The 24084-nt window shown below is 66.5% G+C and carries 22 protein-coding genes; 10 read left to right on the top strand and 12 right to left on the bottom strand.

The window, feature by feature from the left end:
* Window positions 1-75 precede the first annotated feature (75 nt).
* Window positions 76-1086, top strand: a complete 1011-nt coding sequence (locus tag J0I99_RS12880; RefSeq protein WP_291398076.1) for a mannonate dehydratase — start codon at window positions 76-78, stop codon at window positions 1084-1086.
* Between the two features lie 95 nt (window positions 1087-1181).
* Here J0I99_RS12880 and J0I99_RS12875 read toward each other — a convergent pair whose 3' ends face one another.
* From J0I99_RS12875 to kdgD, 4 genes are all read right to left on the bottom strand, one after another.
* Window positions 1182-2078: an NAD(P)/FAD-dependent oxidoreductase gene (locus tag J0I99_RS12875; RefSeq protein WP_291398074.1), complete on the bottom strand. Its 897-nt coding sequence runs from the start codon at window positions 2076-2078 to the stop codon at window positions 1182-1184.
* A 41-nt stretch (window positions 2079-2119) separates the two neighbouring features.
* Window positions 2120-3166 (bottom strand): NAD(P)-dependent alcohol dehydrogenase, encoded by a 1047-nt coding sequence (locus tag J0I99_RS12870; protein WP_291398072.1) that lies wholly within the window; start codon window positions 3164-3166, stop codon window positions 2120-2122.
* 101 nt (window positions 3167-3267) lie between these two features.
* The gene (locus tag J0I99_RS12865) at window positions 3268-4230 is read right to left on the bottom strand and encodes an alpha/beta hydrolase (protein ID WP_291398070.1); all 963 of its coding nucleotides are present in this window, start codon (window positions 4228-4230) and stop codon (window positions 3268-3270) included.
* A gap of 322 nt (window positions 4231-4552) precedes the next feature.
* Window positions 4553-5458, bottom strand: a complete 906-nt coding sequence (gene kdgD / locus J0I99_RS12860; RefSeq protein WP_291398068.1) for a 5-dehydro-4-deoxyglucarate dehydratase — start codon at window positions 5456-5458, stop codon at window positions 4553-4555.
* A gap of 428 nt (window positions 5459-5886) precedes the next feature.
* Between kdgD and J0I99_RS12855 the strand changes: the two genes are divergently transcribed.
* The 3 genes from J0I99_RS12855 (at window position 5887) to J0I99_RS12845 (ending at window position 10871) form a co-directional block, all read left to right on the top strand.
* On the top strand, window positions 5887-7290 hold the full coding sequence (locus tag J0I99_RS12855; protein WP_291392006.1) for an ABC transporter substrate-binding protein: 1404 nt from the start codon (window positions 5887-5889) through the stop codon (window positions 7288-7290).
* Window positions 7291-7501: 211 nt separating this feature from the next.
* Window positions 7502-9421, top strand: a complete 1920-nt coding sequence (locus J0I99_RS12850; protein ID WP_291392005.1) for an ABC transporter permease subunit — start codon at window positions 7502-7504, stop codon at window positions 9419-9421.
* Between the two features lie 121 nt (window positions 9422-9542).
* Entirely contained in the window at window positions 9543-10871 is a 1329-nt protein-coding gene (locus J0I99_RS12845; RefSeq protein ID WP_291398066.1) for an enolase C-terminal domain-like protein, read from the top strand.
* Between the two features lie 84 nt (window positions 10872-10955).
* On the opposite strand, the gene J0I99_RS12840 is transcribed toward J0I99_RS12845, so the two are convergent.
* The 6 genes from J0I99_RS12840 to J0I99_RS12815 form a co-directional block, all read right to left on the bottom strand.
* Window positions 10956-12113: a mandelate racemase/muconate lactonizing enzyme family protein gene (locus J0I99_RS12840; RefSeq protein WP_291392004.1), complete on the bottom strand. Its 1158-nt coding sequence runs from the start codon at window positions 12111-12113 to the stop codon at window positions 10956-10958.
* A gap of 172 nt (window positions 12114-12285) precedes the next feature.
* Window positions 12286-13275 (bottom strand): SDR family oxidoreductase, encoded by a 990-nt coding sequence (locus J0I99_RS12835; RefSeq protein WP_291398064.1) that lies wholly within the window; start codon window positions 13273-13275, stop codon window positions 12286-12288.
* 99 nt (window positions 13276-13374) lie between these two features.
* Entirely contained in the window at window positions 13375-14184 is an 810-nt protein-coding gene (locus J0I99_RS12830; protein WP_291398062.1) for an ABC transporter permease, read from the bottom strand.
* Window positions 14169-15404 (bottom strand): hypothetical protein, encoded by a 1236-nt coding sequence (locus tag J0I99_RS12825; RefSeq protein ID WP_291392001.1) that lies wholly within the window; start codon window positions 15402-15404, stop codon window positions 14169-14171. The genes J0I99_RS12830 and J0I99_RS12825 overlap by 16 nt, the downstream gene beginning before the upstream one ends.
* 85 nt (window positions 15405-15489) lie before the next feature.
* Window positions 15490-16479, bottom strand: coding sequence for a PQQ-dependent catabolism-associated beta-propeller protein (locus tag J0I99_RS12820; RefSeq protein WP_291392000.1), 990 nt, complete (start codon window positions 16477-16479; stop codon window positions 15490-15492).
* Window positions 16476-16889, bottom strand: coding sequence for a hypothetical protein (locus J0I99_RS12815; protein ID WP_291391999.1), 414 nt, complete (start codon window positions 16887-16889; stop codon window positions 16476-16478). Before J0I99_RS12815 ends, J0I99_RS12820 begins: the two co-directional genes overlap by 4 nt.
* 169 nt (window positions 16890-17058) lie before the next feature.
* Between J0I99_RS12815 and J0I99_RS12810 the strand changes: the two genes are divergently transcribed.
* From J0I99_RS12810 to J0I99_RS12795, 4 genes are all read left to right on the top strand, one after another.
* The gene (locus J0I99_RS12810) at window positions 17059-18057 is read left to right on the top strand and encodes an ABC transporter substrate-binding protein (protein WP_291398060.1); all 999 of its coding nucleotides are present in this window, start codon (window positions 17059-17061) and stop codon (window positions 18055-18057) included.
* Window positions 18058-18185: 128 nt separating this feature from the next.
* Window positions 18186-18869, top strand: a complete 684-nt coding sequence (locus J0I99_RS12805; RefSeq protein WP_291398058.1) for an ABC transporter permease — start codon at window positions 18186-18188, stop codon at window positions 18867-18869.
* Complete coding sequence (locus tag J0I99_RS12800; protein WP_291390612.1) at window positions 18866-19597, top strand: ABC transporter ATP-binding protein; 732 nt, start codon at window positions 18866-18868, stop codon at window positions 19595-19597. Before J0I99_RS12805 ends, J0I99_RS12800 begins: the two co-directional genes overlap by 4 nt.
* On the top strand, window positions 19594-20355 hold the full coding sequence (locus tag J0I99_RS12795) for an ABC transporter ATP-binding protein (protein WP_291398056.1): 762 nt from the start codon (window positions 19594-19596) through the stop codon (window positions 20353-20355). Before J0I99_RS12800 ends, J0I99_RS12795 begins: the two co-directional genes overlap by 4 nt.
* Before the next feature lie 108 nt (window positions 20356-20463).
* Here J0I99_RS12795 and argC read toward each other — a convergent pair whose 3' ends face one another.
* On the bottom strand, window positions 20464-21414 hold the full coding sequence (argC, locus tag J0I99_RS12790; protein ID WP_291398054.1) for an N-acetyl-gamma-glutamyl-phosphate reductase: 951 nt from the start codon (window positions 21412-21414) through the stop codon (window positions 20464-20466).
* 106 nt (window positions 21415-21520) lie between these two features.
* Here argC and deoD point away from each other — a divergent pair, with 106 nt between their 5' ends.
* Window positions 21521-22234 carry a purine-nucleoside phosphorylase gene (deoD, locus tag J0I99_RS12785; RefSeq protein ID WP_291390609.1) on the top strand — a complete coding sequence of 238 codons (714 nt, stop codon included), beginning with the start codon at window positions 21521-21523 and terminating at the stop codon, window positions 22232-22234.
* Window positions 22235-22401: 167 nt separating this feature from the next.
* Window positions 22402-22719, top strand: coding sequence for a hypothetical protein (locus J0I99_RS12780; RefSeq protein ID WP_291390608.1), 318 nt, complete (start codon window positions 22402-22404; stop codon window positions 22717-22719).
* Here the strand turns inward: J0I99_RS12780 and J0I99_RS12775 are convergent.
* Window positions 22711-23916, bottom strand: coding sequence for a GGDEF domain-containing protein (locus J0I99_RS12775; protein WP_291398053.1), 1206 nt, complete (start codon window positions 23914-23916; stop codon window positions 22711-22713). The two genes, J0I99_RS12780 and J0I99_RS12775, sit on opposite strands and share 9 nt — an antisense overlap.
* Window positions 23917-24084 lie beyond the last annotated feature (168 nt).

Here is a 24084-nt window from a genome sequence, read left to right as displayed (position 1 = left end):
AATCCGATCCCGGATTGCCCAGACGAAAAATCTATCATACTGCTTTGAAGAAGTCATAGAACAATGGGGGAAGGCATGTATGTAGGGACCCAGATGGGCGGCGCGCAGCTGGCCCAGGCCGGTGATCGCTATCTCAAGCAGCTGGCACAGCTGGGGGTCAAGCATGTCTGCATCGATCCCGAGGGCGATCCCTGGCAGTGGAACCGCGACGTGCTGCTGCGACATCGCGACCGGATCGAGGGCTTCGGGCTGAAGCTCGACATGGTGCAGCTGCCGCTGCCTTCGTCGGGCATCGAGCGCCAGCACCAGGCACCGGGGATCGTGCTCGGCCGGCCGGGCGAGCGCGACCGCGAGATCGACGGCATCTGCCGCATCATCGAGGCGCTCCGCGAGGCCGGGATCGGGGCGGCCAAGTACAATTTCAACGTGCTGGGCATTCCGCGCACGACCTCCGAGACCGGGCGCGGCGGGGCGGTGCTCTCGACCTGGCGCGCCGACAAGGCGACCGACGGCGATACGCTCACCATTGCCGGCAGGGTTTCAGCCGACGAGTTCTGGGAGCGCATCACCTATTTCCTCGAGCGCGTCGTGCCGGTCGCGACGACCAACAAGGTGCGGCTCGCCTGCCACCCGCACGACCCGCTGACGCCGCCCGGCTATCGCGGCTTCGAAAGGCGCGTACTGGGCGACGCCGAGGGGTTGATGAAGTTCGTCCAGATCGCCGAGAGCCCCTATCACGGGCTCAACTTCTGCCAGGGCACGGTGGCCGAGAGCCTCGAGAATCCGCGCGCGGAGATCGGCGAGATCATCCGCTGGTTCGGCCGCCGCAAGAAGATCTTCAACGTGCACTTCCGCAACATCAAGGGCGGGCGCTACTCGTTCACCGAGGAGTTCCCCGATTGCGGGGACATGGACATGCCGGCGGCGCTCCGCATCTACCACGAGGTCGGCTATGACGGCATGATCATGCCCGACCACGTGCCGCATATCGACGCCGCCGACTCCAACGAAACCGCCTTCGCCTTCTGCTTCGGCTACATCATCGGCCTGTTCCATGCCAATGGCTGGGACCCGCACGGGCCGTAAGGGGGCGGCGCTTCGCGAGCGCCGCGCCGGCCCTGGAGAGGCGGCCCGGCGCACCCTGTGATCCGCCTGGCGCCGCATCCGACCCGCCTGTAGGCTCAACCTTCGAGGATGAGCGAGCGATGGCAGGCCATGGCGGCCATCACGCCATCCGCGCAGGCAAAGGAAATGTTCTGTGCGACGCGCGTGATGTCGCCGGCAGCGAAGACGCCCTGCACGGTGGTCTTGTTCAGATCGTCCACGGTGATGATCTTGCCGAGCGGGCCGTCCTGGATGTCGCAGCCGATCTGGCCGGCAAGGTCGCTGTTGAGGCGATTGCGGGGACTGATGAACAGCGCTTCCATGGGGTGGGAGCGCCCATCGGCAAATCGGATGGCTGTCAGTGCGCCCGGCTCACCGGCCAGCGCCGACACCGGATCGGCCTCGATCTCGATACCGCGTCGCAGCAACTGATCGACGCTTAGGCCGTCCAGGTTCGCACCGTTGGCGTAGAAGGTCGTCGGTCCCCAGTCGGAAACGAGCAGGGCCTGCTGCAGTGAAGATGGCGAGAGGTTCAGCACGCCGAGGCGCCGACCGCTGACCTCATAGCCATGGCAGTAGGGACAGTGCAGCACCGATTTCCCCCAGCGCTCGGCGATCCCCGGAATGTCCGGCAGAAGGTCGGAGATGCCGAACGCCAGCAGCAGGCGTGCACCGGGAACCGTCGAGCCACCCGACAGGGCAACCTCGAAGCCGCCGCTCTGCCCCGAGACTTCGACTGCAGCCTCGTCTATGAAGGTGACCGTGGGATAGGCCGAGATCTGCTGGCGCATGGTGGCGAGCAGCATGCCCGGATCGCTTCCGTCCTGGGCAAAGAAGCCATGCGACGCTGCAGCGAAGCGGTTGCGCGGTTGGCGCGTGTCGAGGACGCACACCGACCGGCGCGCTCGCCCGAGGTAGAGTGCGGCAGCCAAACCGGCGAAGCTCCCGCCCACGATAACGACATCGTATTGCATAAGAAGGCTTGCTCCTGCGTAGGCCAATGCTTCGTGCGAGGTCACGCCGCCGCCGACAGGGGTCGGGTACGGCCAACCCGGACCAGCCGGCCAGAGAGGAAATCCGCCTCGCCGGCTCCCACCGTCAGGACGACGCTGCCGCGCTTGCGGCCGGTGTCCACGTAGGCATGGGCTGCGGCCGCTTCCTCCAACCGGTAGGTGCGATCAACGACTGGCTTCAGCTCGCCGTCCGACGCCAGCCTGGCGATGTAGCGAAGATCCTCGGCCGTTGCCGGCACATACCCGGCGATGACCTTCTTGCCGCTGGCCTTCGATGGCTTGCCGATGCCAAGCGTTTGCGCGAACGAGCCCTGGATGGCAACGAGCCGGCCACCGGGCTTGAGCGCATGAGCGCAGCGGGCGAACGGCACGGTGGCGGTCGTGTCGAGGATGATGTCCCAGGTCTCCCCGGTCGTTGCAAAGTCGGTCCGGGTGTAGTCGATCACGCGGCGGGCTCCGAGGCCGGCCACCAGCTCGACGTTGGCGGTGCTGGTCACGCCGGTCACGTCGGCGCCGAAGTGCCTGGCGATCTGGACTGCCGCAGTGCCCACCGCTCCGGAGGCACCAACGACGAGAACGGTGTCACCGGCCTTGATCCGCGCCTTGTCGCGCAGGAACGGCAGGGCCGTCATGCTGCCGAACGAGAGGGAGGCCGCTTCTTCGAACGAGAGGTTCGCCGGCTTGTGGACAATCGTTCCGGTTGCCGGCATCGTCCGGTACTCGGCGTGGCTGCCGTAGGCACCACCCGTGAAGGCCATGACTTCGTCGCCTGGATTGAAGTTCATCACCTCGGCCCCGACCGATTCGACGATCCCGGCCAGTTCCGTCCCCAGGATTGGCTGTCGCGGTCCGGTGAGGCCGAACACGAGGCGCCCGATCAGTCCGAAGCCTGCCGGCATGTCTAAGCTGCGGGCCCGATAGTCACCCGAGGTGACCGTCGTTGCCAGGATGCGGATCAGGACTTCGTTCGGCTTCGGGGTCGGCTTGCCGACCTCGCTGAGGGTGACGACATCGGGGCTGCCGTAGCGGCTGTAGGTCATGGCTTTCATGTTCGGTCTCCTTGCCGCAAGCCGCCGGGGTCTGGGCCGGACTCTTGCGGTGCTGTGGGTTGGGCGGTCAGGGGGTGGCGAGTGCTGAGACCGCTCCGCGACTAGCGCTCGGCGCGGACCTCCGAGACCACCTGGCGGATGGCGTCGATGACGATGCGGGGCTGCTCGATATGCACGGCGTGACCGCTGTGCTCGGCGATCACGAGCCGGCCGCGCGTGCTCAGTGCGGCAAGTTCCCGCTGCGCGGTCGACCAGTTCGGGATCTCCGCCATGCTTGCCGACGCAGCAATCACCGCGAGGGGGATCGAGCCAAGGGTGGAACTGGCGAGCGTCGCATCATCGGTGGCACGCACCAGTCCCTCCCTGGTGGTCTCGTCGATGGCGGCAGTCTGGGTCTGCAGGAGCGCCATCTCGGTGGCGATGGCCGGCGGAACCAGCGGCTCACCAACCAGGCTGGCTCCGAACGCCCGCGCCACGCCGAAGCGGCGGGCCAGCGCGTAGAGGCTGCCCTGCATCGAGAGCGTCAGGCCAAACGCGTCGGCCTCGGCCCGCGGGGTCAGCGCGTCGACATGCTCGCTGCGGGCGTCGACGAGGACCATGCCGGCCACCTCGTCGGGATGAGCCGAGGCAAGCATCCGGATGTTCTTGCCAGCCAGGGAATGACCGACGAGGACGTAGGGGCCAGGGACCCCGGCCATCCTCAGGAGCGAGTGCAGCTCTTCGGCTATGTGCCCGGGCGTTCTCGGCTGCGGGCTCGCGTCGCTCCAGCCCATGCCCGCCCGATCATAGCTGCAGACCCGCGTCGTGAGCGCGACGTCGGCCTGTACGAGGCTCCAGTCGAGCGACGACCCGCCCAGGCCGGCATCCATGACCACCGTGGGCGATCCTTCGCCGCGGCAGTCGAGGTGCATGCGGTACCCGCCAACATCGACCAGGCGCCCGGCGGGCGGGTAGGTCGACTGGTCCGTGGATCCCGCGACGATCTCGTAGGTCGCGCCGAATGCCGCGACCGCGGCGACCATGGCGAGGGAGGTGCCGGCAGCCCGGATCAAGGTGCGCGGCATCCGGGAGCCCCTGGGCCTTGCAGCTGGCCTGGGCGTGTCGCGGATGGCCGACCCAGCCGGGTCAAACAGTCGGTCTTCGGTCCTCGTGTGCATGTGCCGTCCCTCTCCAATCGATGGCGGAGGAATAGGCGACTTCCCGATGACGCGATTGAACGAAGAGGCTGAGGCTACCGGCTTGTGGCCGAAGGACCGGAACCTGCGGCTCCGGTCAGAAAACCGGCGCATGGACAGGGAGGCGGCGCATGTCGCGCGCCCTGCCAATCGGCACGGGGACGATGGTGTTGCCGGTGCGATCGGCAGCCCCGACGAGGTCGCCGCAGCCTCAGGCGTTCGCGGCGATCAGCGCGCGCAGCGTCTCGCGCTCGCCGGCATCGAGTTCGGTGAGCGGGGTGCGGACCTTGCCGGCCGAGCGGCCGACCAGCTCGGCGCCGGCCTTGATCATCGAGACGGCATAGCCGCGCTTCTTGTCCCTGAGCTCGATCAGCGGCAGGTAAAAGCCCCGCATCAGCGCATCGATGGTGGCGTGGTCGCGCTGGCGCACAGCGCGGTAGAAGCGCAGGGCCAGTTCCGGCACGAAGTTGAACACGGCCGACGAATAGGTGGTGACGCCCATCTCGAGGTAGGGCTGGGCGAAGACCTCGGCGGTCGGCAGGCCGCCGACATGGACGAGGCGGTCGCCGATGCGATGGGCGATGCGCTGCATCAGCTGCAGGTCGCCGATGCCGTCCTTGTAGCCGATCAGGTTGGGGCAGGTTTCGGCGACCTGCTCGAGCCCGGCAGGCGAGAGGCGGGAATTGTCGCGGGCATAGTAGATGACGCCGATGCCGACGGCGTTGCAGATCGCCCGCATGTGGGCGACGATCCCGGCCTCCTCGGCCATCATCAGGTAGTGCGGCAGCACCAGGATGCCGGCGGCACCGGCGGCCTCGGCGCGGCGGGCGAGGTCGACGGCCATGCGCGTGCCGTAGCCGACGCCGGCGAGGACGGGCACGTCGGGGCGGCTGTTCTCGACCGCGGTGCGGATCACGTCGTCGTACTCGTCGTAGCCGATCGAGAAGAACTCGCCGGTGCCGCCGGCGGCGAACAGCCCGGCCGCCTCGTGCGAGGACAGCCAGTCGAGGCGCCGGGCGTAGCCGTCGCGGTCGAAGGCGCCGTCGGGCCCGAAATCGGTCACCGGAAACGAAAGCAGGCCCGAGCCGATCCTGGCCTTGAGGTCGTCGAGCGTCATCAGGTCCTCCCCCGGTCCCCATTGAAAGTAGTATGATTACTTGCGACTAGCACCAGTGCCGACCGACTGTCAACGCAGCCCCGGACCGCCGCCGCGGTGGCATTGCCCACAGGCAGTATGATTGGTCGTTGACACACACGGCAATGCCCGACAGATTGACGTACGTTCGGCATCCGAACTTGCCGACGGCCGGGCAACGTCCCGGGGGAGGAATGGCAACGTGAAGCACGGGTGTGTGTGCCTGTCCCGGTTCGTTCACGTCGCAGCCGGTACGGCTTGCGGCAGCTCCCATGACGCAGATTGCGGGCCTCGTTCACCGCGCGCGAGGGGGCTCGCTTCGATGATCTGACATAGCTCGCGGGAGGCCTGGCGTGCGGTGGAGGGACCGCGCGCCCGGTGCGAGACCAACAACGAGGAGGAGACCAGACATGAACAACAACAGGTTCAGCCGCCGCGATATCCTGCGTGGATCGGCTGCGGTGGGCGCAGGAATGGTGCTGGGTGCGAACGGGTTGCCCGTCTTCGCCGAGGACGCGCCCAAGCCCGACGCGCCGCTGCCGGAGGGCGCCGCGGGCAAGCTGACCGTCATCCACCGCACCGAGTATTTCGAGGCGGCGCAGACGGCTTTCCGCGACACCGTCCAGGCCTTTGCCGACTCCAAGGGAGTCCAGCTCGACATCTCGACGACCAACCCCGAGTCGTTCGGCGACTTCATGGGCAAGATGACGGCCGCGGTGAAGGCCGGCAATCCGCCCGACTTCGCCTATACCTCCAACGTCTCGATCAGCCAGCTGCACCTGCTCGACCTCGTCGAGGACGTGAGCGACGTGGTGGATGAGGCGGTCAAGCGCTACGGCGACATCATGCCGGGCCTCAACGCGGCCAAGACCGCCAAGATCGACGGCAAGTGGTGGGCCGTTCCGCTGATCGGCACCACCACCGGCTACTATGCCCGCGGCGACAAACTCAAGGAAAAGGGCATCGATCCCGCCTCGCTCAAGACGATCGTCGATCGCCGCGAGGCTGCGCTCGCCATCTCGGGTCCCGACTTCTACGGCTGGGGCTTCACCCCCAACCAGTCCGGTGACGGCTTCGGCTTCCTGATCGCCGTCGTCCAAGCGTTTGGTGGTCACTTCACCGACCAGGCCGGTACGACCGTGACCTTCGACTCGCCCGAAACCGTGGCAGCGTTCGAATTCCTGCGCGAAACCTACGACCGCAACGGCAAGTATGCCGCCATGCTGCCGCCCGGCATCGAGAGCTGGAACGATACGGGCAACAACGAGGCGTACCTTGCCGGCCAGATCGGCTTTACCCAGAACGCCTTCTCGATCTATGCCCAGGCCAAGCGCGACGGCAATCCGGTTTACGCCAACACCCTGCTGCTGCAGGCGCCGACGGCCATCAACGGCGACAGCCGCGACGGCGGCAACGTCGGCGGCTGGATGACCGTGTTCAAGAATGCCAAGAACGGCGCCCTCGCCAAGGAACTGGCGCTGGCCCTGCTCGACCCGGCGAACTTCAACAAGATCGCGGCGCTGGGCAGCGTGCTGTTCACGCCGGCCTACCAGAAACTGTGGACTCCCGAACTGCTGGCTGCCGAACCGAACCTTGCCACGATCAAGCAGGCGGTCGACGTGCAGAACCCGTTCCTCGGCCAGTCCTGGCCGGCGGATCCGAATGCGGGCGTCGACGCCATCCGCGCCCAGGGCGTGCTCGAACAGTCGGTCGGTAACGTCATCTCCGGCCGCATGTCGCCCGCCGATGCCGTGAAGGACGCGCACAACAAGATGCGCGACATCTTCGAAGAAGGTGGCATGCCGCAGCCGTAAGGATCATGCGATCCACGGGGGAGGGCGGCGCAACCGCCCTCCCGTACCTGACCACTCAGCGTCATCGGCCGCAGCCCGGGCGGGGTTGCGTGTGCCGTTGTACACATAGGCCCGAGGCCGCCGGCGCGGCGACTTGCTGCGCATGACCAAAGTATCCAGAGGACAGTCGATGGTTGATCACGCACAGGCAAATGGCGTCTTCGAAAGAAAGATGCGACCGATCTCCATGGCGCGGCGCGTGCAGGGAGTGTTTGGCCGCGACTGGAAGATTGCCTACCTGTTCGTCCTGCCGATGGTCCTGCTCATGGCGGGCCTCATCTTCTGGCCCTTCATCAGTGCCATCCTGATGTCGACGACCACCTTCAACTTCCAGACCGGCGACACCGTGCAGGTGGGGCTGCGCAACTATCAGCGCCTCTACACCAACTCCGACTACCTGCTGTCGCTGTCGAACACGATCAATTTCACCTTCTGGTCGCTCTCGATCAAATTCGTCACCGGCATGACGATTGCCATGATCCTCCACTCCAAGCTGCCATGGCGCAACCTGCTGTCGGCGATCATGCTGCTGCCCTGGATCGTGCCCGAAATCGTCACGGCACTGGCCTGGAAATCGATCTACGATCCGTTGTTTGGCGGCCTCAACCCGATCCTGCAGGGCATGGGCCTCATCGAGCGTCCGCTTGGCTGGCTGTCGGACTCCAACCTCGCCCTGGGCAGCGTCATCGCAGTGAACGTCTGGAAGGGCATACCCTTCTTCACCCTGCTGCTGCTGGCCGGCCTCAAGGCCATCGACACCGAACTCTATGAATCGGCCGAAGTCGACGGCGCCAACGCGGTGCAGCGGTTCCGCTACATCACGCTGCCGGGCATGCGCTACGTCATCCTCGTGGTGCTGCTGCTGAGCTTCATCTCAACCTTCAACCAGTTCGGCCTCATCTTCCTGATGACCGGCGGCGGCCCGTCGGGCGCGACGCGCCTCTACTCGATCCTTGCCTATGAAAAGGCGATCGGTTCGCTGCAATACGGGCCGGGCAGCGCCATCGCGCTCAGCGTGGCGCCGCTGATGGCGTTCCTGATCTACCTGCTCGCCAAGTACATGCGGCATGACGAGCGTTCCGCCGGCGTCGAGAAGAAGCGCTTCAACCTGGGGATCGGCCGGTTCTTCGGCCGGCTGTTCGGCCTCGTGCTGGATGTCCTGTTCTGGCCCTTCGACATGCTGAACCGCGGCATCGAGCGGCTCGGCCAGAGCCTGCGCCGGCGCCTCACCGGCTCGTCCGAAAGGCCGGTGTTCAAGCCGCAGGGGCGCGAGCGCATGGGCATTGGCGTCCGCATCCTGATCCTGCTGCCGCTCATGGCGTTCGTGTTGTTCCCGTTCTACTGGGTGCTGATCACCTCGTTCAAGACGACGACCCAGATCAGCCAGCGCCAGTCGATCTTCTGGCCAAGTCCGCCGACACTCAATCAATACCAGGAGCTGATCTTCGGCTCGCCGTTCCTGATGTGGCTGGGCAATTCGCTGCTAGTAGCGGCGCTGAGCACGATCATCTCGGTGGCCATCGCGGCACTCGCCGCCTACGCGCTGACCCGCCTCAAGTTCCTTGGGGCCGGCCTGCTGACCACGGCGATCCTCATCACCTATCTGCTGCCGGGCACGCTGATCTTCATCCCGCTCTACCAGACGCTCAGCGACCTGGGGCTGATCAACTCCTACGGCGCGCTGCTGACCACCTATCCGACCTTCCTCGTGCCCTTCGCCACCTGGGTGCTGATCGGCTATTTCCGCTCGATCCCGGTGGAGCTCGAAGAGGCGGCGATGATCGACGGGGCGAGCCGGCTCTACGCCTTCCTGCGCATCACCTTGCCGCTGGCGGCGCCGGCGCTGCTGTCGGTGGCACTGTTCGCCTTCACCAATGCATGGAACGAGTTCCTGTTCGCCTTCGTGTTCATCACGTCGGAATCGCTCAGGACGTTGCCGATCGGCCTGCAATCGATGGTGGTGGGCGACATCCTGCCCTGGGGCGAGCTGATGGCGGCCTCGCTGCTGACGGCAATCCCGGTGGCGGTGCTCTACATGTACGCGCAGCGCTTCCTCGTCGGCGGTCTCACCGTCGGCGCCGTGAAGGGCTAGCGGTGCTCCCCCTCACCCTGACCCTCTCCCCGGTGGGGAGAGGGGACGCAGCTTGCACCGATCGCGCCCCATCGCCCCCTCTCCCCGCCGGGGAGAGGGCCGGGGTGAGGGGAAGTCTGAAATGACGTCAGCCACCCCCATCATCACGTCCCTCCGCGTCGTGCCCGTCGCCGGCGCGGACAGCATGCTGCTCAACCTCAGCGGCGCGCATGCGCCGCTGTTCACCCGCAATATCGTCATACTGACCGACAGCGCCGGACATACCGGCCTCGGCGAAGTGCCGGGCGGCGAGGCGATTGCCAGGACGCTCGAGGACAGTCACGAGCTGATCGTCGGGCAGGAGGTCGGCACCTACCGGAAGCTGCTGCGGCGGGTGGGCGAGACTTTTGCGGGACGGGATGCGGGTGGGCGCGGGGCGCAGACCTTCGATCTGCGCGTTACCATCCACGCCGTCGCGGCGCTGGAATGCGCGCTGCTCGACCTGATGGGGCAGTTTCTCGGCGTGCCGATGGCCGAACTGCTCGGCGACGGACAGGTGCGCGATGCGGTGCCGATGCTCGGCTACCTGTTCTATGTCGGGGATGGCGCGAGGACGCCGCTCGGCTATCGGCGCGCGAGCGAGGGTGACGACTGGGAGCGGGTACGGGACCTGCCGGCGCTCGATGCGGACGCCATCGTGCGCCAGGCGGAAGCGGCCGAGGCGCGCTACGGCTTCAGGGACTTCAAGCTCAAGGGCGGGGTGCTGCGCGGGGCCGAGGAGGGCGGGGCGATCGAAGCGCTGGCGCAGCGCTTCCCCCACGCGCGGATCACGCTCGATCCGAACGGGGCCTGGTCACTGGACGAGGCGATCGAGGTCTGCTCGGCGATCAAGCCGCATCTGGCTTACGCCGAGGATCCATGCGGGGCCGAGCAGGGGTTCTCGGGCCGCGAGGTGATGGCGGAGTTTCGCCGCGCCACCGGCATCCGCACCGCCACCAACATGATCGCCACCGACTGGCGGCAGATGGGGCATGCGGTAGTGCTGGGCAGCGTCGACATCCCCCTCGCCGACCCGCATTTCTGGACGCCGCGCGGTTCGATCGACGTCGCGAGGATGTGCGCGCGCTGGGGTCTGACCTGGGGCAGCCATTCGAACAACCACTTCGACATCTCGCTCGCCATGTTCACGCAGGTGGGGGCGGCGGCCCCGGGCACGATCACCGCGCTCGACACGCACTGGATCTGGCAGGACGGGCAGCACCTGACGCGCCAGCCACCGCTGATCCGGGAGGGCGAAATCGCGGTGCCGGAGCGGCCGGGACTCGGGGTCGAACTGGATGAGGATGCGCTCGCGGCGGCGCATGCGCTCTACCGGCGGTTGCCGGCCGGCGCGCGCAACGACGCGATGGCGATGCAGTATCTGATCGAGGGCTGGACCTTCGATCCGAAGCGGCCGGCGCTGGTGCGCTAGCCGTGGATGCTGCGGCAGGCGCCTTCCCGGCGTTCGCCGGGATGACGACCTGGGCCAAGGCGGGGAGGTGCCGCCCCCGGCACGTCACTCGAACCAGGTTGTGCCCGGATACTGGTACTGCCGGGCGACCTCCTCGTTCAGTTCGAGCCCGATGCCGGGCTTGTCGCTGACCCGGATGCGGCCGTTCTGGATGATGTTGCCGCCGTCGGTAACGGTGTTCCAGTACTCCATGCGGTTGAACCAGTGGAACTCGAGGATGAGGAAGTTCGGCACCGTGGCGCAGACATGTGCCGAGGCCATGGTCCCGAGCGGAGAGCTGACGTTGTGCGGCGCGAAGGGGATCGAGTAGAGGTCCGCCATCTCGGCGATCTTGCGGCACTCGGACAGCCCGCCGCACTTGGGGATGTCCGGCATGATGATATCGACGGCCTGGGTCTCGAGCAGCTTGCGGAAGCCGTGGCGGAGATAGAGGTTTTCCCCGGCGCAGATGGGGGTCGAGGTCTGGCGGGTGATCTCGGCCATGACGTCGATGTTCTCGGGCGGCACCGGCTCCTCGAGCCAGAGCAGCTTCAGGTGCTCGAGGTCGCGGGCGAGGCGGATGGCCGAGTGCTTGTCGAGGCGGGTGTGCAGGTCGGTGGCGACATCGACCGAGGGGCCGGCGGCCTTCACCACCATTTCGGCCAGCTGCACCATGCGCTCATGCTCCCACTTGTTGGGAGTCATGTTGAACCGGTCCTTGTCGTACCAGCCGGTCTCCGTGCCGGTGTGGCCGTAGGCGCGGATGTCGAGGTCGACCTTGAGCGCGGTGAAGCCAGCCTCGAGGACTTCGTCGACCACCTCCTGCACCTCGGCCATGTTCATGCCCGGCGAGACTTCGCAGTCGCAATAGACGCGGATATCGTCGCGGAACTTGCCGCCCATGAGCTCGTAGACGGGGACCTTGAGCGCCTTGCCCTTGAGGTCCCAGAGCGCGATCTCGATGCCGGTGAGGGCGGTGATCAGGGCACCGGCGAAGCCGCCCTCGAACACGAGGCTGCGACGCGTCTCCTCGAAGATGGCGTCGATGGCGAAGGGATCGCGGCCAACCAACCGCTCCTCGAGTTCCTTGATGATGGCGATGGCCTGATAGCCGCCATGCACGCATTCGCCGATGCCGGTGACGCCGGCGTCAGTGGTGATCTTGACCCACAGATGCATGCAATGGCCGGTCGACGCGGCCGTCTTTACGGACGTGATCTTCACTACGATTTCCCCTCGGTCAGCGCGATTCTCCCTGTCGCGCAGGGGGAAGTCTAGAGACGTGAGGGACGTACGTCGAGGTGGGCCAAGGAAGGGGTGGATCGAGCTCCCGCGATGTCGGCCACTGACACCGTGGCTGGGAGAGTGGAGCGCCCGGATTGCAAGAGGCGCTCGCCTACGATCGCCCCAGCGCCGCCTGCTCCGATGTGATGCGGTCGAACAGCGGGTCGAGCTCCATGTTCACCGGTGCGTTGGAGGCCAGCCGCTGCTTCAGGAAGCCGATCGATTCGGCCAGTACCTCGTCCAGATCCTCCGAGCACTTGAAGTCGCCGGCCACGCGCTTGACCTTGGAGTTGTCGAACAGGGCCGACCAGGTCTTGTCGCCGAGCAGCGGACCCTCCCAGGCCCTGTTGTAGGCGACGAGCGTGTCGGAGGGGACGTGGATGATCTGCGGGGTGAGGCCGACGCCGCGGCCGATGGCGCTGTAGATGTCGTTCCAGCTGTAGCCGCGATCCGAGGTGATCTGGAAGATCTCGCCGAGGGCCCCCGACTTGCCGAACAGGTTGACGAAGGGGACGGCGAAGTCCCGGCTCCGGGTCAGCGTCCACGGCGAAGTGCCGTCGCCGGCGACGATCACGGGCTTGCCCTGCTGCATGCGACGGATGACGATGTCGCCCTCGCCCATCATCGTGGGCAGGCCGGTGCGCACGGTGTGGCTGGGCCGGACGATGGTCCAGTGCAGGTTCGCAGCGCCCTGCAGCAGCGTCTCGCACGCGATCTTGGCCTGGCTGTAGCCCCAGTACGGGTTCACTGCCGGCGTCCGCTCGGTGATGATGTAGTGCCGGGCCGGCTTCTCGTAGACCGAGGCCGACGAAATGAAGATGTATTGCCTGGTCTTGCCGGCGAAGGTGGCGATGTCCTCGGCCATCTGCTCGGGCGTGAACACCATGAACTGGGCGACGACGTCGAAGCCCATGTCGCCGAGCCTGCGATAGGCGGCGGCGTCCTTCATGTCGCCGACGATGGAGGTGACGCCGGCCGGGAGCGTGGCGTCGCGCTGGCCGCGGTTGAAGACGCTGACCTTGTGGCCCTGGGCTACCGCATATTCGACGCAGGGCAGCGAAATCTGCCCCGTGCCGCCGACGAACAACACATTCAGCGCCATCAAATCCTCCTCAACATGGTGGCGCGAGCCTAGAGCCATGCAGCAGTCCGCCGCAAGCGTCGGTGGGGCACGCTGCGGCGGGGCGGAAGGTTCGCGGGATCAGCTGCGCTTGACGGTGCGGATGGCGCCGGCCTGGGGATCGTAGCCCCGCGCGGCGAGGAGGAAGGCGACTGCAGTGACGCCGATCACGACGCCGAGCGAGAGCCAGTCCAGCTGGCCATAGGCGAGGAAGCGGATCAGCTCGATGGCATAGGTGAGCGGGTTCACCTGGCTCAGCCACCAGATGATGTCGGCGCCGGCCTCGCGCAGCTTCCACAGCGGGTAAAGGGCGGAGGAGATGAAGAACATCGGGAAAACCACGAAGTTCATCATGCCGGCGAAGTTCTCGATCTGCGGCGTATAGACGGAGACGAGCAGGCCGATCGAGCCGAGCATCAGGCCGGCCAGCACGACGCCGGGCAGGATGTAGACGAAACCCCAGTCGGGGAAGCCGAAGCCGACGATGCGGGCGACCATCAGGAAGGCGTAGACCTGGATGATCGACAACGCAGTGGCGGCAGCGATCTTGGAGAACAGCAGGAAGTAGCGCGGCAGCGGCGTCACCAGCATCGAACGCATCACCCCGGCCTCGCGGTCATAGACCATGGAGAGCGCCGACTGCATGCACTGGAACAGGACGACGATGCCGACGAGGCCCGGCAGCACGTATTCCTGGTAGGGCACGTAGGTGGTGTAGGGCGGGATGATCGAGACGCCCAGGATATCGTGCAGGCCGGCGGCGAACACGATGAGCCACAGGGCCGGACGGACGATGGCCGAGATTAGCCGCTCCGTCTGGCGCAGGAATTTCGCGATCTCGCGCCGGGTGATGGCGGAGAAACCGAGCCAGTAGCTTAGGGCGCTTTGCACTTGGACTCCGGTTGATCGACGCCGAGCGTATCGAGCTCGTTGGTCTGGTGCAGGAACTCGGGGAAGGGCGCCGCCTCGGTGATGGCGTTCGAGGTCGCCAGCACCATCGGCATGCGCAACTGGCCGTCCCAGGGGCGGAAGTTCAAGCGATAGCCCTTGGAGCCGTCGATGGTGAAGCGGCTGCCGCGCATGTACTCGTACACCTTGGCGGGGTCGTCCGTACGCGCCTTGGCATAGGCGGTGGCGATGGATTTTGCCGCGATCCAGGTCGACCAGTCGGGACCCGACATCAGGCGCCTGCCTTCGGCGAGGCGCTGGAAGCGCAGCGTTACCTGGGTGGCGCCGTCGCGATCCCAGGACCAGTGCCATTCGGAGGCGGTCAGGCCGGTGGCACCGATCACCGGGCGCGGCAGTCGGGTGGCATAGTCAAGGTAGCGGGCATATTCGCCGAGGCTGTCGGCGATGAAGACGACGTCGTAGTCGGTGCCGCCGGTGATCAGCAGGGTATTGTTCGCCTCGCGGTTGGCCGGATCGGTCGAGAGCGTGAACTCGCGCCGGTCGCGGATGTCGAGGCGCAGGCGCCTGGCGGAGGCCTCGAAGGCATCGGCGATTTCCTTGTCGCGCGGCAGATTGCCGACGAGGATCAGCACCTTGGTCCAGTTCCGGTGACGCAGGAACTGGGTGTAGGTGTCGGCGACCATGCGGTCGGACGCGCCGGTGTGAACCAGGTTGGGCTGGCACAGGTCGCGCAGCGCGTCCTGCGGGGCGGTGGCGTTGACCAGCGTGATCGGCAGGGCGGCTGAGGCGGCGACCACCTCGCGCGCCACGTCACCCGGCAGGTCGAGGATGACGAAGCGCTCGCCGGCGGCTGCCATGGCGGCGACCTTGGCGCTGGCGTCGGCAGCGTCGGTCGCCTGCTGCTCGTCGAGCGACAGGGAGACCCCGGCGGCATCGGTAACGATCTTCAGGTCGTTGATGCCGAGGCGGGCGCCCTCCACCGGATTGAGGGCCGGGGCGATCTCGATGCGGGTATAGGCGACCTCCGGGTGATAGCGGAGATCGTCCTTGAGCCCCAGGTAGCCGATCCTGACGTCGGCGGCGATGGCGGCGCTGCCCATCACCAGCGCCGCGGCGAGGGAGAGGAGGGCTTTGCCGAGATGGGGCCAGAGCGTCCCCTCGCCCTTGGGGGAGAGGGTCAGGGTGAGGGGGCCTTGCCCCACGCTCGGTGCCGAGGAAGGCCCCCTCACCCGGCGCTTCGCGCCGACCCCTCCCCCAAAGGGAGAGGTGTAGGGAGCGCTTGGGTCACTAGTCATCGATCACCACCGAATGCGGCACGCGGCCGACGGGTACGGAGACGGTGGCCTTCATCGACGCCATGTCGATGACGGTGATGTCGTCCGACAGGCCGTTGGCGACATAGGCCTTGGTCTCGTCGCTGCTGAGATCGACCGACCAGGCGCGCCGGCCGACGAGGACGTAGCTCAGCACATCATGCGACCTGGCGTCGACGATGACGACGTGGTTGGCGCGGCCGAGGCTGATCAGGACCTTGCTGCCGTCCCGGGTGACGGCCATGCCGACCGGCGTCACGTCCTCCTCGCGAAAACCGTCCGGCACGTAGATCAGGCTCTCGCCCTTGATCTCGTTGGTGGCGGTGTCGATGATGAAGATCTCCGAGGAGAGCTCGCAACTGACCCACAGCTCGGACTGGTCGGGCGTCAGGATGAAGCGGCGTGGGCGGGTGCCGACGAGGATGTTCTTGGTCACGGCGCCGGTCGTGGTGTCGACCACGTGCACCATGTCGGCCACTTCCGAGGTGACATAGGCGGTCTTGCCGTCGGGCATCACCAGCACGCCCTCGGGCTCGGCGCCGGTCGGGATGTCCTGGATGGAGACGCGGGTCTCGAGGTCGATGGCCTCGAGGCGCGAGTCCTCCTCGTTGGAGACGTAGATGATCTTCTCGTCGGGCGAGAAGGCGAACACTTCCGGGCTCGGGCCGGTGGGGATGGAATCCACCACTTCGAGCGTCGCTACATCGATCACGTCGATCGCGTCGTCATCGCCGCAGGCGACGTAGAGCAGGTCCTTGCCGGCATTGAAGTGCATGTCGCGCGGCCGGCGCGAGGTGGCGATGCGCTTGACCAGGTTCAGCGACTGGTCGAGGACCACGACCTCGTTGCCCTTCTCGGTCGACACGAAGATCATGCCGGTGCCCTTGGCGCGGGCGGCGGGCATGGCCGCGGCAGTCGCCAGAAGCGCCGCGCCCGCGCCGATGAATGTACGTCGATCGATCATTTGACGATGAACTTGCCCTTGAGGCCGCGGCTCTCGTAGCCCGGCACGTAGATGTCATACTCGCCCGGCCGGACCGGGACGAAGGAGATGTTGAAGGTGCCGGCGTCGTCGAACTCGACCGAATACAGGCCGTAAGCCTTCACCTCGAGGTCGTTGACCACGATCTGGTTGATCCAGGAATTGCGCCACAGCTCGGGGGCCATGACGGCGATCTCCTCGCTGCCGTCGGACGTGATGTCGATCCGGTAGTACTTTCCGGTCTCGAGTTCCCAGGTGCTCTGCGAAAAGGTCAGGTCCTCGGTGTTGATGTCGAGCTTGAGATCGGTGCCGTTGGCCGCCAGGTTGCCTTCGGCATGAACCGACCCGACCAGCAGCAGCGTCGCGAGTACGGAGAGAGCGAGCTTATTCATAAAGAAGTCCCCCATAGGCAGTTTCGATTGGCAGCATCCGAAAAGACAATCGGATGCGCACAGGTTTTGCGGCAACCGACGGGCTTCAATACATGATATAGCCAAGCCCAATGAAGCCGGGTGGTAGCGCTCCAAGTACCTTAAGAACCAAGCGTTCCGGGGAGGAACCATGCGCAGATTCATCCGTATCGCACTCGCGGGCCTGGCCCTCGCGATCGCATCCACCGGCGGGGCAATGGCCCAGCACGGCCAGGATCCGAACAAGCTCAGCCTCGGGGTGCAGGCAACCGGCACGGTGAAATGGGAGCTGGCCGCCATGGCCGCCCTGGGCATCGACAAGAAGCACCTGCTCGAGCTCGACGTTCGCGACGTCGCCGACAGCAAGGCTGGCCAGATCGCGCTGCAGGCCAAGGAAGTGGACGTCATCCTGTCCGACTTCGTCTGGGTGTCGATCCAGCGCCATGAGGGCAACATGGTCACCATGGTGCCGCACTCGCTGACCGTGGGCGGGCTGATGGTCGATCCGGCAGCCGGCATCAACTCGGTGGCCGACCTCAAGGGCAAGACGCTCGCCGTATCGGGCAGCCCGGTGGACAAGAGCTACGTGATCCTCGCGGCCGAGTACAACAAGCTCACCGGCGGCAACCTGACCGAGGACGCCTCGGCCAAGTTCGGCGCGCCGCCGCTGGTCAACGAACTGATCACCGGCGGGCAGGCGCAGGCGGCCCTCAACCTGTGGAACTGGAACTCCCGCGCCAAGCTCGCCGGCAAGACCGAGCTGATCTCGGTGGCGGCCATGCTCGCGGACCTCGGTGTCAGCGAGACGCCGCCGCTGCTCGGCTGGACCTTCTTCGATGAGACCGCGCATGCGAAGAAGGAGGCGATCAAGGCCTTCCTCGATGCCAGCTTCGAGACCAAGAAGGCGCTGCTCGAGGATGACGGCGTGTGGGACAAGATTCGCGACGTAATGAATGTCGGCGATGACGACAAGCTGTTCGCCCAGCTGCGTGACGACTACCGCGCCGGTATCGTCACCAAGTACGCCTCGTCGGCGATGCAGCCGGCCGAGCAGGCCTTCGAGCTGATGGCCAGGTACGGCGGCGCCGATGTGGTCGGCTCCTCGACCGAACTCGCGGACGGCACGTTCTACAAGGGCTACCGCAAATAACGGCAGAGCTGCGCGACGGCAGGACCGCAGCCGAAACCGACGATGCGCAGCAGGCCCGGGTCGGGCGGGTCATTCCGCTCGAACTGATCAGCCTGCTGCTGCTGCTCGTCGCCTGGCAGGTCCTGTCGATGCTGTTTCCGTCGCGTCTGTTCCCCTCGCCGCTGGCCGTCGGCGCGCATGTGGTCGACCTCGCGCTCAACGGCAAGCTGTTGCCGGACCTGGGCAAGACGCTGAGCCGTGCGGCTGTCGCGTTCGTCGTGGCGATGGCGCTGGGGACGGCAGCCGGCATTGCGCTCGGGCGCTCGCGTGTCGCCGACCGCCTGTTCTCGGCCTGGGTGGTGGTGGGACTCAACATCCCCGCCATCGTCATCGCCATCGTGCTCTACATCTGGCTGGGCCTCACCGAGTTCGCGCTGATCCTGGCGGTCGTGCTCAACAAGCTGCCGCTAGTGATTGCCACCATCCGCGAGGGGGTGCGCAGCTTCGATCCCGCCTATGACGACCTGGGTCGGGCATTCCGCATGCCGTTCGCGCGCCGGCTGCGGCTGATCTTCCTGCCGCAGCTGATGCCGTTCGCGCTGGCGGCGGCCCGCACGGGACTGTCGCTGATCTGGAAGATCGTGCTGGTGTTCGAGGTGCTAGGCTCGGATGGCGGCGTCGGCTTCCGCATCTCGGTGTTCTTCCAGTTCTTCGACATCAAGGGAATCGTCGCCTACACGACGGCTTTCATCCTTGTGGTGTTCGCCTTCGAGTACCTGGTACTGCGACCGCTCGAGCGGCATATCCTCAAGTGGCGGCAGGTGCGCACATGAGCAGCGGACCGCGCCTCGAGATCGACGTCGAGGGCAAGAAGTTCGACTTCCTGCCCACCCCGCTGCTCGACGGCTTCCGCCTCGAGATCGAACCCTCCTCGGTGGTGGCGCTGGTCGGGCCGAGCGGCGTGGGCAAGTCGACGCTGCTGCGCATGATCGGCGGGGTGGATACGCTGTTCTCGGGCCGGGTGCTGGTGGATGGCGTCGTGGCCGCCGAAGCGCCGCCGGCGGGCTTCGTCTTCCAGGACCCGCGGCTGCTGCCGTGGCTGACGGCGCTCGACAACATCCGTGCCGTGCGGCCGGAAACGACGGAGTCCGAAGCCGAGGCGATGCTGATGCGGGTCGGGCTCAAGGGCTTCGAGCGCTATTATCCGCACGAGCTCTCGGGCGGCATGCAGCGGCGCGTGGCGCTGGCGCGGGCCTTCTCGGTCAATCCCAGGCTGCTGCTGCTCGACGAGCCGTTCGTGTCGCTCGACCGGACCCTGGTCGTCGAGATGGAGCAGGTGCTGCTGACGCTGATCGAGACGAACCGGCCGACGGTGCTGCTTGTCACCCACCTGCCCGAGGACGCGGCCACGGTTGCCGACCGGGCCGTGGTGCTGTCGGGCCGGCCGGCGAAGATCGTCGCGGACTACCGCTTCGCCAGTGCCGCCGGACAACGGCCGCGCGCCGAGCGCGAGCACATCGCCAACCAGATCGCCGGAGCTGCGGCGGAGAGGCTGCCATGACCGAGCCGGTGCTGTCGCTCAGGGACGTCCGCAAATCCTACGGCAGGCACGAAGCGCTGAAGGGCGTCTCGCTGGAGCTGGGGCGGGGCGAGATCGTCGGCCTGCTGGGGCCGAACGGGGCGGGCAAGTCGACGCTGTTCCAGATCGCCTCGGGGCTGTTCGCGCCCGATGGCGGCGAGGTCCGGCTGTTCGGCATGGACTACCGGCACAAGGCGTCGCAAATCCTCAGCCGGCTGGGTGTGGTGTTCCAGTCGCGCTCGCTCGACCTCGACATGACGGTCAAGGCGAACCTCAGCTTCCACGGCAACCTGTTCGGGCTGTCGGGCAAGGCGCTCGATGCCCGCATCGCCGAAGCCGCCGCCCTGTTCGAGGTCACCGACCTGCTCGACAAGCCGGTGCGCACGCTGTCGGGTGGCAACCAGCGACGGATCGAGATCGTCCGGGCGCTGATCAACGCGCCGGACCTGTTGCTGATGGACGAGCCCTCGGTCGGCCTCGACCCGACGACGCGGAAGCTCCTCGTGAAACACGTGCAGCAGGTGCGCGACCAGCGGCAGACGTCGATCCTGTGGGCCACGCACCTGGTCGAGGAAGTGGAACACGCCGACCGCATTGCTCTGATCGTCGGCGGCGGGATCATCCGGACCGGCACGCCGGCCGAATTGCTGGCCGCCGCCGGGGCTGACAATCTCACCGATGCCTATATCGCGCTGACCGGGGTCAAGCCGGGCGCACCGGCGATGGCCGAGGCGGGCTGATCGCAAGCTCCCCTCCCCCTTGAGGGGAGGGCCTAGGGGTGGGGGTCCGTCGGTGATCACCGCACCACCCCCTCCCTCATTGCCTCCCCCCAAGGGGGAGGGAGGCAGTCAGGCCGCGAGGCTGGTCGCGGCGTCGACGCCGAGCATCAGGTTGAGGTTCTGCACTGCGGCGCCCGAGGCGCCCTTGCCCAGGTTGTCGTAGACCGCGACCAGAAGCGCCTGGGCCTTGGCGTCATTGGCAAACACATGCAGGCGCATGCGGTTGGTGTCGTTGTAGAGCTCGGGGTTGAGTTCGGGCGTGCGCTCGAGTTCGGCGAGCGGCGCGACCTCGACGAAACCGCCCGAGATGTCAGCGAAGTGGTCGGCAATGGCGGCATGCAGGTCCGCGCCGGTCGGCACCCTGGCGAGCGTCCACAACTGCAGCGGCACGGCCGTGATCATGCCCTGGCGGAAATTGCCGACGGCGGGCTGGAACAGCGGGGTGTGCAGCAGCCGGGCATATTTCTGCAGCTCGGGCAGGTGCTTGTGCTTGAAGGTCAGGCCGTAGAGGGCGAACTCGTTGGCGTCCTCGCCCTTGGCCTCGTAGTCCTCGATCATGGTGCGGCCGCCGCCGGAATAGCCGGAGATGCCGTTGACCGTCACCGGGTAGTCGGCCGGGATGAGGCCGGCGTCGACGAGCGGCCGCAGCGTGGCGATGGCGCCCTGCGGCCAGCAACCGGGATTGCCGACGCGCTTCGATGCGGCGATCGCTGCCGATTGCTCACTGTCCATCTCGGCAAAGCCGTAGGTCCAGCCCTCGGCGACGCGGTGGGCGGTCGAGGCGTCGATGACCTTGGTGCGGTCGTTCTCGATCAGCGCCACGCTCTCCCTTGCCGCATCGTCGGGCAGGCAGAGGATGGCGACATCGGCGAGGTTGAGCAGGCGCTTGCGCTCGTCGAGGTCCTTGCGCTTGTCCTGCGCGATCGAGATCACCTCGAGGTCGCGGCGGCCGGCGAGGCGCTCGCGGATCTGCAGACCCGTGGTCCCGGCTTCGCCGTCGATGAAGATTTTCGCGACCATCGTGAGGCTCCTCTCGTGGCGACAAGTGCGGCCGAGATATAGGGGTTGCCTCCGTCGCGTGCAAAGGCTTTGGTGCGCCGGAATTTCACCAGTACGAGAGGCCGAAATGACCCCGCACAACCATGCCAAGCTCGGTGACTATGCAGAAGCCGTGCTGCTGCCCGGCGACCCGCTGCGCGCCAAATGGATCGCCGAGACCTTCTTCGAGAATGCCGTGCAGGTGAACTCGGTGCGCAATTGCCTCGGCTATACCGGGATGTGGAAGGGCAAGCGGGTCTCGGTGCAGGCGACCGGCATGGGCCAGCCGTCGCTGTCGATCTACGTGCACGAGCTGATCAACGTCTACGGGCTGAAGACGCTGATCCGCGTCGGCACCTGCGGCGGCCTCAATGCCCGGGTGAAGGTGCGCGACCTGGTCATCGCGCAGGGGGCGACGACCGACTCGGCGATCGTGCGCGACGCATTCACGCCATTCAACTTCGCGCCGCTCGCCGATTTCGGCCTGTTGCGCGACAGCGTCGAGCGGGCCGAGAAGGCGGGCATGCGCTATCACGTCGGCAACATGCTCTCGTCGGACATCTTCTACCATATCGAGCCCGGCCTCGCCGGCTACGGCAGGCTGCCGGCGCACGGCATCCTCGGGGTCGAGATGGAGGCGGCGGCGCTCTACACGCTGGCGGCACGCTTCGATGTCAGGGCCCTCGCCATCTGCACCATGACGGACTGCCTGATCACTCACGACGAACTGAGCGCCGAGGAACGGCAGAGCTCGCTGCGCGAGATGATCACGCTGGCGCTCGACACCGCCGTAGCGGCCTGAAAAGGGGCTGGAGCGGTCAATCGATCGGCATGACCTTCAGGATTGCGCGATCACGTTCCGACTCGCCGGGAACTGGCGTATGAAGGAGTGAAATCCGGGGCGCACGGGGGGAACCCCGCGTCCCCCGGTGACGTTCTGGGATCATAGGCATCTGCGGGGAGGCCAGGATGAACACCCATACGTTAATCGAACATCGCGACATCCAGAACTGGGTGGCAGACCAGCACGGGCAGCCGGCGCTGGCACGCTACGCGGACACGACGGGGCGCATGCATTCGCGCCTCGCCATCAGCTTCGCGCGGCGCCGCAATCGGCCCATCGTCGAAATGCCCAGCCTTGATGATGGTGTCAGCCCCTGCTCATGGACGGCATGGCTCGCCGAACTCGACCGCCAGAACCTGGCGCTGAGGGTCAGGGACGACGACGATTTCGAGTTTGTCGACCGTCGCGACCAGTTGATCCCGAGCCGTTCGACCTCAGGCTGACCTCGCCAGCGACGTTCCGGCCAGGGGGTGGGTTGGCATGGCGTCGGCGTCGGGGATCGCGGCGATGACGCGGTCCCGTCCGGCGCGCTTGGCATTGTAGAGGGCGGAGTCGGCGCGCCGGCGCAGGTCTGTAAGGCTTTCAGCGGCCATGCGCTCGGCGATCCCGAAGCTCGCCGTGCATCGGGCATAGATTGGCAGGCCGGGGATCTGCAGCGCCGCCAGCCCCACGCGCAGCGTCTCGGCCAGCAGCCGAGCCGTGGCGATGTTGGCCTCCGGCAGCAGGATGGCGAACTCCTCGCCGCCGAGCCGGCCGACGATGGCAGTCGGCGGGGCGCTATCGCGCATCAGCCGTGCGAAGGCGATGATCACCTGATCCCCCGTGTCATGGCCATGCGTGTCGTTGATCGACTTGAAGGCATCGAGGTCGGCAAGGATGATGGCCGCGGGCAGGCCTGATTGCTGCATCAGCGGAGCGGAACGCTCTTCGAAACCACGGCGGTTGTAGACCGACGAGAGCGGATCGGTCTCGGATCGGGCGGTGACCTCGACCAGCATGTCGCGGACAAGCAGGGTCAGCATCAGCAGGCCGGTGGCCACCTGCAGCATGGCGCCCAGCGATTGCGAATAGAGCGCATAGGTGGTGGCGATGTAGGCGTGCGCGCTGTCGCCCGAACCGCCGAGCAGGATGGCGGCGAAGGGCTTGCTCATGAACTGCAGGGTACTGAGCAGGAACAGCACGATCAGGCCGATATCGATGGGCTGGCGACGACGCGAAGCCAGGATGGCCCAGGCGGCGAGGGCCTGCAGTACGGCGTAAGGCGCCTGGTAGATGAGGTTGCGTGGTACCGCGTCGTGCGGGAGCAGGTAGCCAAGCCAGTTGGCGAGCACGGCGCAGACAATGAACAGGCCCATGGCCAGGGGATTGAGCGAGCGCCCGTAGCGCCGGGCCACGCCGTAGGTCACGGCGGTCACGGCCCCGAGGAACGAGGCGAAACCGGCGGTGTAAGACAGCTGGGGCATGTCATCGAGCGGGATGATGAACTCGGTGGCGATGTAGGCCATGCCAAACACGTAGGCGAGGGAGAAGCAGGGCGCCGCCCGGTCGGCGCGGTTGGAGACGCCGACAAGGAAGAACGCCAGCGCGAACAGCGCGGCGATGAACAGATTGATGGCGAGAATGAAGCTCGCGCCGGCCATGCCGAATCCTGCGTCCCGGTTGGGCGCGACACTAGGTCGGGTGCGGACAAGAAGAAGTTAACGCAGAGCCTGCAAGTGCGATCCGAGGCTTGGAACGGATGGGCGCCAAGCCCACTTATGGTGAAAGCGGATTGCGGCTAAGCTCAAGCGGCAAAAAGACCAGAAAGG

Origin of the sequence: Devosia sp., from assembly GCF_017307495.1 — a bacterium.
Classification (GTDB): domain Bacteria; phylum Pseudomonadota; class Alphaproteobacteria; order Rhizobiales; family Devosiaceae; genus Devosia_A.
The sequence above is the reverse complement of the archived record's forward strand: the minus strand, read 5'-3'. Positions and strand labels throughout refer to the sequence as shown.